The following is a 14,581-nucleotide window of genomic DNA, read 5'->3' as shown; positions in this document are numbered from 1 at the left end:
TCAGTCGCCATCCAATGACGAGAACCCGGCGGTCAGGCCGAATTCGGCGGTCAGCCTGGTGCCGATCAGGGTCGTCAGGCTGGATGTCACCAGCGAGAAATAGTCGAGCTTCTGGCGCAGCGCCGGATCGGCAAGTGCCTTGTCGATCGGTCCCCTGATCGCCTTGGCCGCCTCGATCCCGTTGGTGAGCTGGATGTGGACCGATTCTGCCATCCAGCGCGCATCGGCCGGCAGCGCGTCGCCAAGCTGCGAGGCCTGGAACAGCGTGTCCATGCCCGCCAGATTCCCGGTCAGCGAGCGGGCGGTGTTTTGCGAGCGCCAATAGATCGCCTGTTTCGGTTTGTCGGCCTCCGGCTTGGCGCCCAGGAAGCCTTTCAGGCGTACGTCGCGGACCATTTCCAGCTCGTTGATGAAGACGCCGACCAGTTCGGTCACCGCTTCAGTTCCGTCGTGGTAGAGCGCGTTCTGCGGACCCGGATTGGCCCAGAGCGCGGCAAAGCCGTTGGGCTCGTTCCAGGCATCGCCAACCTCGCCGGCAATCGTCTCGACATTGCCGGCAATGGCCGCACCGTAGGCGCAGCGATAGGCGTCGTCCCTGCCGACCAATTGACCGGCTCCGTCGCCGTAGAGGACGAATTCCAGTGCGCCGAGCCCTTGCATGGCGACGCTCTTTGTAGCCAGCTGGGCCGGATCGGCGGCTGTCGGATCCTTGCCGGCAAGTGCCGCCTGCACCTGCTTCAGGCCGATGCTCTTGCGGTCCGGCCAAAACAGCATGCGCTCAAGCCGGTTGTTTTCCGCGATCGGCCCGAAACGGATGATTTCCACCACCGACCAGGCATCCACGACACCGGCGAACTCGGCGCGTGCCGCATCGAGATTGTCTCGCGAGGGCGCTTGGCAAAGCGCGTGCATGGTCTTGGCCAAGCTGTCCGCATGGTCATGCAGTCTGGCATAGGCCGGGCGGACGAAGCCGTCGATCGCCCGCTGGATCACATCCGAAGCCTTCACCGCCGCGGATGCCGGCAGCGCACCGGCGAGGACCAGCATCAGAGCGAATGCAAGACGCTTCCGCATCAGAGCGACTCCAGAAACTTGATCAGCGCGGCGCGGTCGGCGGCATCGGCAGCGGCAAAGCGGTCACGCGCCTTCTGGCCCTCGCCGCCATGCCACAGAATCGCCTCGGCCAGGCTTCGTGCGCGCCCGTCATGCAGGAAGAAGGTGTTGCCGCTGACGGTCTGGGTGAGCCCGATGCCCCACAGTGGCGGCGTGCGCCATTCGCTTCCCGTGGCCTCGCCCACCGCCTGTCCGTCGGCAAGACCGGGTCCCATGTCATGCAGCAGGAAATCGGAATAAGGCCAGATCAGCTGGAAGGCCTGCGCCTTGTTCGGGGTGCCGCGACGGGTGACAAATTTCGGCGTATGGCAGGAGATGCAGCCCATATCGTAGAACAGTTTTTTGCCGGCGAGCACGTCCGGTCTGTCGAGATCGCGCCGGGCCGGCACAGCAAGGTTTTGCGAATAGAAGGTCACGAGGTCCATGACCGGCGGCGGCGCTTCGACCGGACCGAGGCGCTCCTGTACACCGTTAGGTAGGGCAAGGCAGGTCTTTTCCGCGGCGCTGCAATCGCCCCAGTGCTTCGGCACCTCAGGCGTCGAAATGCCGATATCGCCGGCAAAAGCGTCCGCCGATTGCTGGCGGATCGATGCCGCCTGCGCCTTCCAGCCGAAACGGCCGAGCGTCAGTTCACCGCTGCTGGCGTCGCGTATTATGTTTGGCCTGCCGGAAATCCCGTCACCATCGCGGTCGGCCGCATCGGCACGCGCAAGGATGTCGGCAGGAGCGATCTGCTCGACCAGGCCAAGACCGATCATCGGCGGTGTCATGCGCGGCGACAGCGTGGTGTGCGGATCGAGCGGCCCGTAGGCGAGACCGTCGACCGAATAGCTCGGCTTGCGCAGCGACACCGTGCTGCCGTCCGCCAATTTCACCTTCTCGTCCTGATAGTCGACATGCATCCTGCCTTCGCCCTGCAGGCCGGGAACGGCCAATTCCTGCAGCTGCGTGCCATAGACCGGGTCGGGAAAGTTGAGCACCTTGTGATCGGCGAGCGCGGCTTTCTCCTCCTCGGTACTGGCTTCCCTTGCCAGGCGCAGGAACATCGAGGTGGTGCCGCTGTCGCCTTCGGGCGGATGGCCGCGACCGTCCTTCAGATGACAGTTCTGGCAGGCGCGCTCGTTGAACAGCGGACCGAGCCCATCCGAGGCTTGTGTCGAGGATGGCGAGGACACCCAGTTCTTGCGGAAAATGGCATTGCCGAGCTTGAAGGTACCCTCTTCCTCGAAGCTGATGTTGGCGGAGGATTGCGAGAAGGCGTCCTTGTTGACGTCCTTCTTCGAGGTGCCGGCGCCGCCCTGCATCAGCTCGAATTGCTCGGGCTTGGAGAAATCGCTGGTCGGCCTGGTGATGGCGATGACGCGCGCCAGATCCTTCGGCGTCAGATCCGTGCGGCTGGTGGCAAGCCCCGCCGGTTGCGGCGCCCCGGCCAGCGCCGAGGCTGTGAGCGTCGCCACCACGGCAAGAAAGGCGCCGCGAAGGATACCGTATCGCGGAGGCGGCAGGCCACAATGCTCGGCCGGCCGCAAGCGGCGCATGAAATCTAGGGGGCGCCGCATTCCGGCATGTCCTTATTCCGCCTCGTCGGCCGACGCTGCGTTGAGTTGGCCGTACTTTTCTTCGCCGATCGAGGCGAGCAGGTCGAGTTGCGTCTCGAGGAAGTCGATGTGACCTTCCTCGTCAGCCAGCAATTCCTCGAACAGCTTCATCGTCACGTAGTCGCCTGCTTCGTTACAAACCTCGCGCGAACGCTTGTAGGCGGTGCGCGCGTCATATTCGCCGGCAAGATCGGATTCGAGCACTTCCTTGACATTCTGCCCGATGCGCAGCGGCGCCACGGACTGCAGGTTCGGATGGCCCTCGAGGAAGATGATGCGCGCCACGAGCCGGTCGGCATGGTGCATTTCCTCGATCGATTCAGCGCGTTCCTTCTTCGCTAGCTTGGCGTATCCCCAGTCTTCCAGCAGCCGGAAATGCACCCAGTATTGATTGACCGCCCCAAGTTCCAGAAACAGAGCCTCGTTAAGCCGCTCTATGATCTGCTGTTCGCCTTTCATGGGTTCTGCTCCCGTATTGGACGCGCAGGCCTCTGACGCGATCCAGGTGTGAAACGATGTCCACGCCACTCGCCGCCGAGCGGGCATGGTAATTTTCGGTGACCCGAATGATCGTTTCGACCACATTTGGGAAGCAGCCGCAACAGCGACCGCGCTTGTGCATGGCGTGATAGACCTTCGCCGGCACGATCAGCTGCCAGGGGTCCTCATCCAGCAGTCCGACGATCGTCTGCTCTATCTCCTTTTCGGTGATGATGTTGCAATGGCAGATCAGCATTTGTCGCTCTGGCTAACGGCGCTTCGTTGCGTCGCGCGGCTGGTGGTTTCGATAGTCTATTGGAACACCTTGTCCGGTGAATCGAGGCTGTCCGAGCCCTCGAAGGCTATCGCATTGAGCTTCAGGGTACCGACGGCGCGTTCGATCGACTTGGTCTGATCGACCAGCGCGTCGATCGCCGCCTGCACAGTGGCATTGCCTTCCGTGTTGCCTTCTCCGATCTGCTGGTCATAGGCCTCGCCGGCAAGCGCCCGCGCCTTGATGGCCTCCATCTTGGCGACGGTGACGTCCAGTTTGTCCGACAATTCCTTGGCAACCGCCGGGTCGGCCGCCTTGACCATGTCGGCCACCGACGGCCCCTCGACGACAGTGCCGTCGAGCCGCTTGTAGCTGCCGTGATAGGCGGCACGGATGCCGATCGCATCGTAAAGATGGGAGTTGTAGGTATTGTCGGAGAAGCAATCGTGCTCCTCTTCCGGGTCGTGCAACAAGAGGCCGAGCTTCATCCGCTCTCCGGCGAGCTCGCCATAGGACAGCGAGCCCATGCCGGTGAAGATGGTCGAAATGGCGGTGTTCGGCTCGCCATCGACAAGGTTCTTGCGGGCGGCGCCGCCTTCCTTCCAGTCGTCGACCATATCTTTTAGATCGGAAACCAGAAGGTCGCTCGCCGATTTCAGATACTGTCCGCGACGGTCGCAATTGCCGCCGGTGCAATTGGCGAGGTCGTAATCCGTGTAGGGCCGTTCGCCGGCGCCCGGACCGGTGCCGTGCAGGTCCTGGCCCCAAAGCAGGAATTCGATGGCGTGATAGCCGGTCGCCACATTGGCCTCGATACCGCCGGCCTCCTGCAGGGTGCCGGAGAGGAACTCCGGCGTCAGGTCGGTGGCGTCGATCTTCTTGCCGTTGATCTCGATCGACTTGTTGGCGATCACATTGGCGGTGTAGAGCGCGTTGGCGTCCGACTCGGTGCCGTAGCTCTTGGCGACATAGTCGATCAAGCCTTCGTCGAGCGGCCAGGAGTTCACCTTGCCTTCCCAGTCGTCGACGATCGCGTTACCGAAGCGATAGACCTCGGTCTGCTGATAGGGAACGCGCGATGCCTTCCAGGCCTCGCGGGCGGCGTTCAGCGTTTCGGCAGATGGCTTGGCGAGCAGCGCATCGACGGCCTTGTCGAGCGCCTCGGCCGTGATCAGCGAATCCTCGTATTTGGCGAGCGCAATGTCGGAATAGGTCTTGATGACCGCCTTGGCATCGGTTTGCGCCTTGGCCGGCAGCACGAACACGGCCGCCGTCAGCATCGCGGTGGCGCCGATCGCTGCAAGCCTGCCGCCATACCGCGCGGTCATCATCGTTCTCATGATTGTCTCTCCTCGGGAATCAATGAAATGCCGGCGCCGCGGCGGGCAGTTGCCAGCGGGCAAAGAAGGGTCGCGCCATCGCGCGGTTCGCGGAAGAAAGACACCGAAATGCCTCCAATCGAAAGGGTTCAAGGCCCAGACATCAAAGGGATGCGCTGACGCGCGAGCTTCCATAAAACGGCGAAGACGCCGGATGTCAACTGGTGGCATAGAAAAAATTCAATTGAAACAACAGTTTAGAATTATTCTAAACTAGAACTGTCAACTTTAACACCGACGTATGAGGAATGCCGGCGCATGACGCAGTTGACAGGCGGCCGTTCCGGGTGCGACCCGGATCGGCGCTCTTGCGGCGGCGCCGGACAATCGCCACCTGGCGAGACGTCCTAGATTTGGATGAGGAATCGGGCTGCTATGAAGAACGGGGTCGTCATTGTCGGTGCGGGTCATGCGGGCGTGCAAGCGGCCGCCAGCCTGCGCGAAGAAGGCTATGACGGCCCGGTGATCCTGGTCGGCGACGAAAACGAATTGCCCTACCACAAGCCGCCGCTGTCGAAGACCTTCATCAAGGATCAGCAAGCAAAGCCGCAGCCGTTGCGCGGCGAGGCTTTTTATACCGGCAGCGCCATCGACTTCCGGCCAGGCATCCGGGTCGAGCGGATCGACGTAGGCGGCCGCAGGCTGGAGATATCGGGCGGCGGTGTGTTGCCGTTCGACCGGCTGATCCTCGCCACCGGCGCGCGGCCGCGCCTGCTGCCGCTGCCGGGTTCGGAGCTTTCCGGCGTTGTGTCGCTGCGCTCGCTCGGCGATGCCCGCCTGATCCGCGAATTGAGCGCGCAAAGCGAGGAGGTCGTCATCCTCGGCGGCGGCTTCATCGGCCTGGAGATTGCCGCGACGCTCACCGCGGCAGGCCGCAAGGTTACGGTGGTCGAGGCGGTCGACCGGCTGCTCGGCCGCGCCGTGGCACCGGTCATCGCCGGCCATGTGCGCCAGCGGCTGGAGGCCACCGGTGTGCGCATCCTTACCGGCACCACCATCGAACGGCTGGAGGACGAGAACGGCCGTGTTTCGGCTGCAATCACCTCATCCGGCGAAAGATTGCCGGCGCAGATGGTCGTCATCGGCATCGGCGTCGTGCCGAATGTCGAACTGGCCGAAGCCGCCGGCATTGCCATCGGCAACGGCATCCGCGTCGACCAGCAGATGCGTACGTCGGTGCCGGAAATCCTCGCCATCGGCGATGCCGCCTCCTACCGGCACTGGTTCACCGGCGGCGATGTGCGGCTGGAATCGGTACAGAACGCCACTGACCAGGCGCGGCTCGCCGCGCGCACCATCGTCGGCCACACCGACAATTACTCGGCAGTGCCGTGGTTCTGGTCCGATATCGGTGACATGAAGCTGCAGATGGTCGGCCTGATTGCGGGTGGCGACAGCCATGTCGTGCTGGGCGACGTGGTCGAGAACAAATTCTCCATCTACCACTATGCCGGAAGCCGGCTGCTCGGCATCGAATCGGTCAACCGGCCCGGCGACCACATGCTTGGCCGCAAGATGCTCGGCGCCGGCTTTTCGCCGTCGCCGCAGATTGTCGCGACCGGGCCCGACGGGCTGAAGGCCGCGCTCGCCGCCTTCCAGCAGGCAGAGCCGGCCCGCGCGGCAGGATAAGATCAAACCCAATCACCCTGAATGACCGAGTTCGACCGGGAGCTGACCTTCAAAACATATAGCGAAGTAAAGGAAACAGCGGTATTTTGACCAATTGAAATTCGTCGGGGGGTGCTCATGGCTCTATATGTCATTGGCGCAGGCATGGGTCGCACTGGCACATATTCGCTGAAGCTCGCGTTGGAGCATCTTGGGTTCGGGCCGTGTCATCACATGGCAGATGTCCACGCCAATCCCGAGCAGAAGGCGCTGTGGCGCGCCGCCGGCCAGGGACAACTCCCGACCTGGGATGCGGCATATGCCGGCTATCTTTCCGCGGTCGATTGGCCAACGGCGCATTTTTGGCGCGAAGTGAGTGACCACTACCCTCATGCAAAGGTTATCCTGACAGTTCGTGACCCGGAAGCCTGGTATGACAGCATGGCGCAAACAATAGGGCTCACGATGGATGCTGCTACCAATGATCCACAGTCCTTTGGTGTGGCGGTGGTTGGAAACACTGTCTTTGGCGGTCGATTTGATAACCGTGATCACGCAATCGCTGTCTATGAAGCACATAACGCTTCCGTGAAATCAACGCTGCCACCTGAACGCCTTCTTACTTATCAGGCCTCCGAAGGGTGGGAGCCGCTTTGTGCCTTTCTCGGTGTACAGTTGCCTTCCGAACCGTTTCCACGCACCAATTCGACTGCCGAATTTCGTGCTCGCATAGGGCGTTGAACGGCGGCTTGCCACCTATCTCGGCCTTCGCCGCAGTTGAATCCTAGGCGATATCCTCGCCGCTCAGGCGGCGCGGGCCTCGCGGATCGAACTTTCCAGGATGTCGAGCGCCTCGTTCATGACTCCGTCCTGGATGGTGATCGGCGCGAGGAAGCGGATGACGTTGCCGTAGACGCCGCAGGTCAGCAGGATCAGGCCCTTGTCGAGCGCCTTCAGCCGGACCGCATTGGCGAGTTCCGGCGACGGCAGCCCCTTCGTCACATCGTTGAACTCGACCGCGTTCATGAAGCCGGGGCCTCTGATATCGACGATTTCCGGGGCTTCGTCGCGGATCGCTTGCAGGCGCTGCTTCAGACGGTTGCCCAGCGTGTTGGCGCGGTCGCAGAGCTTCTCCTCGTCGATGACGTCGAGCACGGCATGCGCCGCGGCGACGCCGATCGGGCTGCCGCCATAGGTGCCGCCGAGTCCGCCGGGGTTCGGCGCATCCATGATCTCGGCACGCCCGGTGACCGCCGCCAACGGGAAGCCGCCGGCCAGGCTCTTGGCCATGGTGGTGATGTCGGCCGCCACCTCGTGGTGGTCCATGGCGAACATCTTGCCGGTGCGGGCAAAGCCGGTCTGCACCTCGTCGGCGATCAGCAGCATGCCGTGCTGGTCGCAGATCTTGCGCAATGCGGTCATGAAGTCGCGCGGCGCCTCGTAGAAGCCACCCTCGCCCTGGACCGGCTCGACGATGATGGCGGCTACGCGGGCCGGATCGACGTCGGCCTTGAACAGCCGGTCGAGCGCCGCCAGCGAATCGGCGACCGAGACGCCGTGCAGCGCCACCGGGAACGGTGCATGGAAGACATCGGCCGGCATGGCGCCGAAGCCGACCTTGTAGGGCACGACCTTGCCGGTCAGCGCCATACCCATGAAGGTGCGGCCGTGAAAGCCGCCGGAAAAAGCGATGACGGCCGGCCGGCCGGTGGCGTTGCGCGCAATCTTGATCGCGTTCTCGACCGCCTCGGCGCCGGTGGTGACAAAAATCGTCTTCTTGTCGAACTTGCCAGGCAGCATGCCATTCAGCCGTTCGGCCAGCCTGATATAGCTCTCATAGGGCACGACCTGATAGCAGGTGTGGGTGAAGCGGTCGAGCTGCGCCTTGACCGCTTCGATCACCCTGGGGTGACGGTGGCCGGTGTTGACGACGGCGATGCCGGACGAGAAATCGATGTAGCGGCGGCCTTCCACATCCCAGATCTCCGAGTTTTCGGCGCGATCGGCATAGATCTGAGTGGTCATGCCGACGCCGCGCGAAATCGACTGGCTCTTGCGTTCGGAAATGGCTGAATTTGTCATCGTATCCCTCACCGGGCCGGCGCCCGCTCTCGTTTGATGGCTGTTGATACTCTTCTGGGCTTATTTCAGGTTTTCCTCAAGTTGGCACTGGCGGCGGGCGATTGGGCCTGCGGTCCGGCAGCTACGCGATGATGGCCGGCACTATCGCCGGCGCAGCGATCATGCTGCTGTTCCTGCCGGCGCGCTATGCGGCGTGGTTCAGGTCAAGGAGCCGAAAGGCTGGAACGAGCTACCCGTTTTGGAGACCGGCGAACCGGTGCAAGGTCCGACTTAAGGCTTTGCCGGATCATTCGTTATCGTTGGAGGGTACAGGGCGCGACCTGGCTCGCTGCCATGGCGACGATTTTGACTCGCGCCAAGCATGCCAGCCTTCCGGCAAGTCGGCCAACGCAAGGATACTTTCATCCCGCTGCACAACGTTTTGCAAGCTGACAATCATTATGTCGCCTTCGTCAACAGGTCCAATTTCGCTGTTGTGGAATTGCCAACTGCCGTCGTCATCGTCATGCGAGACGTGTGCAATCCAGTCGCCGCGGGTAATTATGACCCGATCCAAAAACACCGCGACATTGGGCGGGTCTGGGAACGTCCATTGCTGCATGGGAATCTCCCGAAGACAGTTGGTCCTGCGCACGGTGAGAAGCTTCAAGCGGTTCTCACAAACCCCTCGCTCGCCCTCAGCAGATTGCGCGTGTAGTCCTTGGTGACGCGGCGATCGACGAGGTCGCCGGCGCTGAGGTGCTCGACCGCCTCGCCGTTCTGCATCACCATCAGCCGCTCGCACATGTGGGTGATGATGGCTAGGTCGTGGCTGACCATCAGGAAGGTCAGCTTGCGGCGGCGCCTGATCTCTTCCAGCAGGTTCAGCACCTCCGCCTGCACCGAAGCGTCGAGCGCCGAGGTCGGCTCGTCGAGCAGCAGGATCGACGGTTCCAGAATCAGGGCGCGGGCGATCGCCACGCGCTGGCGCTGACCGCCGGACAATTGATGCGAATAGCGAAAACGGAACCCGGTGCCGAGGCCGACCTCTTCGAGTGCCCGCTGGATGCGCTTTTCGCCGTCGGCGAAGCCGTGAATGGCGAGCGGCTCCTGCAGCAGGCGGTCGACGGTCTGGCGCGGGTGCAGCGAACCGTACGGGTCCTGGAAGACCATCTGCACCTCGCGGTAAAACGCCTTGTCGCGACGCGCGCCGAGCGTTTTGCCGTTGACCGCAATGGTGCCTGATGCGGCCGGCGCCAGGCCGGCGATTGCCCTGAGCAACGTCGACTTGCCGGAGCCGGACTCGCCGACCAGGCCGAAGGATTCACCGGATTCGACCTCGAGGCTGACGCCTTTCAACGCGCGGAAGCGGTCGAAGACCACCTCCAGCCTGTCGACGGAAAGGGCTGCCGTCATGCCGCCCACTCCGGCTTGCGGTCGAGCACCGGCAGCGGGTGACGGTCGGCGCCGATCTTGGGCATGCAGTTGAGCAGGCCGCGCGTATAGGGATGCTGGGCGCGGCCGAGCTCCGAGGCTTTGAGCTGTTCGACCACCTTGCCGGCATACATGACGATGACACGATCACAGAAGGACGAGACCAGGCGCAGATCGTGCGAGATGAAGATCAGCCCCATGCCGCGCTCGCTGACCAGCCGGTCGAGGATGCCGAGCACGTCGAGCTGGACAGTGACGTCGAGTGCCGAGGTCGGCTCGTCGGCGATCATCATTTCCGGCCCGGCGATCAGCATCATGGCGATCATGGCGCGCTGGCCCATGCCGCCGGAAACCTCGTGCGGATGCAGGTCGAAGACACGGGCCGGATCGCGGATCTGCACAGCCTCCAGCATGGCCAGCGCGCGGTCGCGGGCTTCGGCCTTGGAGACCTTCTCATGCGTGCGCAGCGTCTCGACGATCTGGCGGCCGATGCTCATCACCGGGTCGAGCGAATATTTCGGATCCTGCAGGATCATGGCGATACGCTTGCCGCGCAGCGCGCGGCGCTCGCGCGGCGAGGCGGCCAGCAGGTCGATGCCGTCAAAAGCGAGCGTCTTCGCGGTCACCTCGGCCTGCGGCGGGGTGACGCCCATGATGGCGCGGCCGGTCTGCGACTTGCCCGAACCGCTCTCGCCAACAATGCCGAGCCGCTCGCGGCCGAGCGAGAAGGAGACGCCGCGCACCGCCTCGATCAGGCCGGTGCGCGTCGGGAAGGTGACGCGCAGGTCGTCGACTTCGAGAAGCGTGCTCATCGGTCGCCACTCATTGGTCGCCACTTCGGGGATCGAGCGCGTCGCGCAGTCCGTCGCCGAGCAGGTTGAAGCCGAGGCTGACGATGAGGATGGCAAAGCCCGGCGCGCCCGCCACCCACCACTGGTCGAGCACGAAGCGGCGGCCCGACGCGATCATCGCGCCCCATTCGGGCAGTGGCGGCTGCGCGCCGAGGCCGAGGAAGCCGAGGCCGGCCGCGGTCAGGATGATGCCGGCCATGTCGAGCGTCACCCTGATGATCAGCGAGGAGATGCAGAGCGGCATGATGTGGCGAAGCACGATGCGAAACGGCGAGGCGCCCATCAACTGCACCGCCTTGATATAATCGGAATTGCGCACCGTCAGCGTTTCGGCGCGGGCAATGCGCGCATAGGGCGGCCACGAGGTGATGGCGATGGCAAGCACGGCATTTTCGATGCCGGGGCCGAGCGCCGCGACAAAGGCCAGCGCCAGGATCAGCTTCGGAAAGGCGAGAAAGATGTCGGTGATGCGCATCAGGATCGCATCGGTCCAGCCGCCGGCATAGCCGGCGACGGTGCCGACCAGCAAGCCGATGGGCGCGGCGATAATGGCAACCAGAATGACGACGTAGAGTGTCCAGCGCGAGCCGAAGATGATGCGCGAATAGATATCGCGGCCGAGATCGTCGGTGCCGAACCAGTGCGCCGCACTCGGCGCCAGGAGCCGCGAGCCCTTGAGGTCGCCGAATGTCGGCGAATAGGGCGCCAGCACATCGGCGAATGCCGCGACCACCAGCAGGGCGACGATGATGAGCAGGCCGGCAAACGCCAGCCGGTTGGCGGAAAAGCGCCGCCACGCCACATAGGCGCGGCCGAGCCTCGCCTGCACGCGCGACGCCGGCCGCTCGCTGAGCAGCCAGTCGCGGCGGGTTTGAATCGCTTCCGTGCTCATCCTGCCTTGGTCCTCATCCTGCCTTGGTCCTTGGATCGAGCAGCCGGTAGAGCAGGTCGGAGAATAGATTGATGGCGATGAAGACCGAGCCGATGATGATCGTGCCGCCAAGCACGGCATTCATGTCGGCGTTCTGCAGCGAGTTGGTGATGTAGAGGCCGATGCCCGGCCACGAAAACACTGTCTCGGTCAGCACCGAGCCTTCGAGCAGCCCGGCATAGGACAGAGCGATCACCGTGACCATCGGCACCGCGGCGTTGCGCAGCGCGTGACCCCAGATGATGCGCGTTTCCGACAGGCCCTTGGCGCGCGCTGCGACGATGTATTCCTGGGTGAGTTCGTTCAGCATGAACGAGCGCGTCATGCGGCTGATGTAGGCGAGCGAGAAATAGCCGAGTAGCGAGGCCGGCAGGATGATGTGGCGGAAGGCATCGGCAAATACGTCCCACTGCCGCTGCCAGAGCGCATCCAGCAGGTAAAAGCCGGTAATCGGCGTGAAGGTGTATTCGTAGACGACGTCGAGCCGGCCGGGAAAGGCGACCCATTGCAGCTTGGCGTAGAACAGCACCAGCGCCAGCAGCCCCAGCCAGAAGATCGGCACGGAATAGCCGACAAGGCCGATGATGCGCACGATCTGGTCGATGACGCTGCCGCGCCGCACCGCGGCCAGCACGCCGAGCGGCACGCCGATCACCGAACCGATCAATGTTCCCAATGTCGCCAGTTCGAGCGTCGCCGGAAAGGCGCGGCGGATATCGGTCATCACCGGATTGGTGGTCAGCACCGAGGTGCCGAAATCACCGTTGAGGGCATGTTTGACATAGATGTAGAACTGCTCGACCAGCGGCAGGTCGAGGCCCATCTCGCGGCGCGTTCGTTCGACGACGTTGGCCGGCGCCCGGTCGCCGAGCACCGCCAGCACCGGGTCGATCGGGATCACGCGGCCGATGAAGAAGGTCACCGCGAGCAGACCGAGATAGGTCGTTATCGCGATGACCAGGAACCGGGCGATAGATGACGCCACGGCAACGGCGCGGGCGCCGCCGCGCCCTGCCGTCACCTCGCTTTCAACTACGCTCATACGGCGCGTCCGCCGGCGTCACTCCCCGGCATCACTCTTTCGAGACGGGGCCGACGAAGTTGGTGTCGAAGCTCGGGCCGAGCGCAAAACCCTTGAGGTTCTTGCGCAGGCCGGCCACTTCCAGCTGCTGGTGGATGATGACGAAGGGGCTGGTATCGAGGATCTTCTTCTCGAGATCCTGGTACATTGCGGCGCGCTTGGCCGCGTCCTTTTCGAGCAGGGCGGCTTCGGTCTGCTTGGTCAAGTCCGGGATGTCCCAGGCGTTGCGCCAGGCCAGCGTCTTGGTCTTGCCTTCATCCGAATTGTCGGGGTTGCTGGCGAAGGTCTGGGCGTTGGAGTTCGGATCGAAATAATCCTGGCCCCACTGGCCGATATAGATGTCGTGGTTGCGGGCGCGGTATTTGGTCAGCGTCTGCTTGCCGTCGCCGGGGATGATCTCCAGCTTGATGCCGGCCTGTCCCAGCGTCTGCTGGATCGATTCCGCCATGCCCGTCGTCGGCTGGCCGGTACGCACGTCCATGGTGACGCTGAAGCCGTCGGCGAGGCCGGCCTTGGCGAGCAGTTCCTTGGCCTTGGCGACGTCGAGCTTAAACGGATTCTCGTCCAGCTCGCCGAGCACGCCCTTGGGCAGGAAGGTCTGATGGATCTCGCCGATGCCCTTGAGGATGGTCGAGCTCAAGGCGTCGTAGTCGACGAGATATTTGAAAGCCTGGCGAACCTCGGGCTTGGCGAGGTTCGGGTTCTTCTGGTTGAGGCTGATGTAATAGACCGTGCCCTTCGGCGCGCTGGTGGTGGTGAGGTCGGCATTCTTGGCAATGGCATCGAGGTCGTTCGGCTCGAGATTGCGGGCAACGTCGATGTCGCCGGCTTCCAGCGCCAGGCGCTGGCCCGAGCTTTCCTTCATATTGCGATAGATGACGCGGGCAAGCTTGGCTTTTTCGCCGTAGTAATTGTCGTTGCGCTCCAGCACGACGGCCTCGTTGGCCCGCCATTCGCGCATTTTGAAGGCACCGGAGCCGGCATAGCCGGTCTTCAGCCAGGCGTTGCCGAAATCATTGTCCCATTTGTAGTCGGCGCTCGGCGTGACCGCGGCGACATGCTCCTTGACCAGCTTGGCATCGACGACAGAGGCGACCGTCGCCGACAGGCAGTTCAGCACGAAGCTCGGCGCATAGGCCTTGTCGACGGTGAACTGGAACGTCGTGTCATCAACGGCCTTGGCCTTCTCGGTGACGTTGCCGCCATCGATACCGAACTGGCCGATAATAAAGGCCGGGCTCTTGTCGAGCTTGATGGCGCGCTCGAACGAATAGGCGACGTCGGCCGCCGTGATCGGATTGCCGGAGGCGAATTTGAGGCCGGGCTTGAGCTTGAATGTGTAGGTCAGGCCGTCGTCGGAGACGCTCCAGCTTTCGGCGAGATCGCCCTTGACCTTGGATGTGTCGCTGAGGTCGAGGCGTACCAGAAGATCATAGGTGTTGCCGGTGACCTCGGCGGTCGACAATTCGAATGCTTCGCCCGGATCCATGGTGATGATGTCGTCGATGGCGAAACCCTCGACCAGCGTGTCGGCGGGCGTGACCGCGAAGGCAGGCGCACCGGCCAGAAGCAGCGCGGACATGGCCGCGCCCGCGAGCAAGAAGCGGGAGCGTAGAGCAAACTTTTCCATCATCATTTTAACTGTTCCCTGTTTTTGTTGACCTGAGTTCCCGGCTCAGGGTTGTGGCATTTCTTGCCGCGTCGAACGGTGATCCCCGGACCGTTGTCTTGGCAATTTTTTGTGCGGTTCCGGTTCACCATATCCGGCGGT

14 protein-coding genes are annotated in these 14,581 nt (G+C 63.2%); 2 read left to right on the top strand and 12 right to left on the bottom strand.

Going from position 1 to position 14,581, the window contains the following annotated elements; translation table 11 throughout:
• Genes NKJ55_RS02890 through NKJ55_RS02870 form a run of 5 tightly spaced genes read right to left on the bottom strand, consistent with a single transcriptional unit; the run spans position 1 to position 4,793 of the window.
• On the bottom strand, positions 1-1,074 hold the full coding sequence (locus NKJ55_RS02890; RefSeq protein ID WP_352448590.1) for an imelysin family protein: 1,074 nt from the start codon (positions 1,072-1,074) through the stop codon (positions 1-3).
• Positions 1,074-2,672 carry a di-heme oxidoreductase family protein gene (locus NKJ55_RS02885; protein WP_352448589.1) on the bottom strand — a complete coding sequence of 533 codons (1,599 nt, stop codon included), beginning with the start codon at positions 2,670-2,672 and terminating at the stop codon, positions 1,074-1,076. The genes NKJ55_RS02890 and NKJ55_RS02885 overlap by 1 nt, the downstream gene beginning before the upstream one ends.
• Positions 2,673-2,684: 12 nt before the next feature.
• Entirely contained in the window at positions 2,685-3,170 is a 486-nt protein-coding gene (bfr, locus tag NKJ55_RS02880) for a bacterioferritin (RefSeq protein WP_023676883.1), read from the bottom strand.
• Complete coding sequence (locus NKJ55_RS02875) at positions 3,136-3,447, bottom strand: (2Fe-2S)-binding protein (protein ID WP_023676882.1); 312 nt, start codon at positions 3,445-3,447, stop codon at positions 3,136-3,138. Before NKJ55_RS02875 ends, bfr begins: the two co-directional genes overlap by 35 nt.
• A gap of 56 nt (positions 3,448-3,503) precedes the next feature.
• Positions 3,504-4,793 (bottom strand): imelysin family protein, encoded by a 1,290-nt coding sequence (locus NKJ55_RS02870; protein ID WP_352448680.1) that lies wholly within the window; start codon positions 4,791-4,793, stop codon positions 3,504-3,506.
• 426 nt (positions 4,794-5,219) lie between these two features.
• Between NKJ55_RS02870 and NKJ55_RS02865 the strand changes: the two genes are divergently transcribed.
• Positions 5,220-6,473, top strand: coding sequence for an NAD(P)/FAD-dependent oxidoreductase (locus tag NKJ55_RS02865; protein ID WP_352448588.1), 1,254 nt, complete (start codon positions 5,220-5,222; stop codon positions 6,471-6,473).
• 117 nt (positions 6,474-6,590) lie between these two features.
• Positions 6,591-7,193 (top strand): sulfotransferase family protein, encoded by a 603-nt coding sequence (locus tag NKJ55_RS02860; RefSeq protein ID WP_084643033.1) that lies wholly within the window; start codon positions 6,591-6,593, stop codon positions 7,191-7,193.
• Between the two features lie 63 nt (positions 7,194-7,256).
• Here NKJ55_RS02860 and NKJ55_RS02855 read toward each other — a convergent pair whose 3' ends face one another.
• From NKJ55_RS02855 to NKJ55_RS02825, 7 genes are all read right to left on the bottom strand, one after another.
• On the bottom strand, positions 7,257-8,534 hold the full coding sequence (locus NKJ55_RS02855; protein ID WP_352448587.1) for a 4-aminobutyrate--2-oxoglutarate transaminase: 1,278 nt from the start codon (positions 8,532-8,534) through the stop codon (positions 7,257-7,259).
• A gap of 286 nt (positions 8,535-8,820) precedes the next feature.
• Entirely contained in the window at positions 8,821-9,135 is a 315-nt protein-coding gene (locus tag NKJ55_RS02850) for a hypothetical protein (RefSeq protein ID WP_352448586.1), read from the bottom strand.
• A gap of 44 nt (positions 9,136-9,179) precedes the next feature.
• Positions 9,180-9,929 carry an ABC transporter ATP-binding protein gene (locus NKJ55_RS02845; RefSeq protein ID WP_352448585.1) on the bottom strand — a complete coding sequence of 250 codons (750 nt, stop codon included), beginning with the start codon at positions 9,927-9,929 and terminating at the stop codon, positions 9,180-9,182.
• A complete protein-coding gene (locus NKJ55_RS02840) occupies positions 9,926-10,759 on the bottom strand; it encodes an ABC transporter ATP-binding protein (protein ID WP_254816190.1) in 834 nt (277 codons plus the stop codon). The genes NKJ55_RS02845 and NKJ55_RS02840 overlap by 4 nt, the downstream gene beginning before the upstream one ends.
• A gap of 10 nt (positions 10,760-10,769) precedes the next feature.
• Entirely contained in the window at positions 10,770-11,690 is a 921-nt protein-coding gene (nikC, locus tag NKJ55_RS02835; RefSeq protein ID WP_352448584.1) for a nickel transporter permease, read from the bottom strand.
• 13 nt (positions 11,691-11,703) lie between these two features.
• Positions 11,704-12,771 carry an ABC transporter permease gene (locus tag NKJ55_RS02830; protein ID WP_352448583.1) on the bottom strand — a complete coding sequence of 356 codons (1,068 nt, stop codon included), beginning with the start codon at positions 12,769-12,771 and terminating at the stop codon, positions 11,704-11,706.
• A gap of 31 nt (positions 12,772-12,802) precedes the next feature.
• On the bottom strand, positions 12,803-14,446 hold the full coding sequence (locus NKJ55_RS02825; RefSeq protein ID WP_352448582.1) for an ABC transporter substrate-binding protein: 1,644 nt from the start codon (positions 14,444-14,446) through the stop codon (positions 12,803-12,805).
• Between the last annotated feature and the right edge of the window lie 135 nt (positions 14,447-14,581).

The organism is Mesorhizobium sp. M0106, from assembly GCF_040322715.1.
GTDB lineage: Bacteria > Pseudomonadota > Alphaproteobacteria > Rhizobiales > Rhizobiaceae > Mesorhizobium.
Note: the sequence above shows the minus strand (reverse complement) of the source record. Positions and strands in the feature narration are given on the sequence as shown.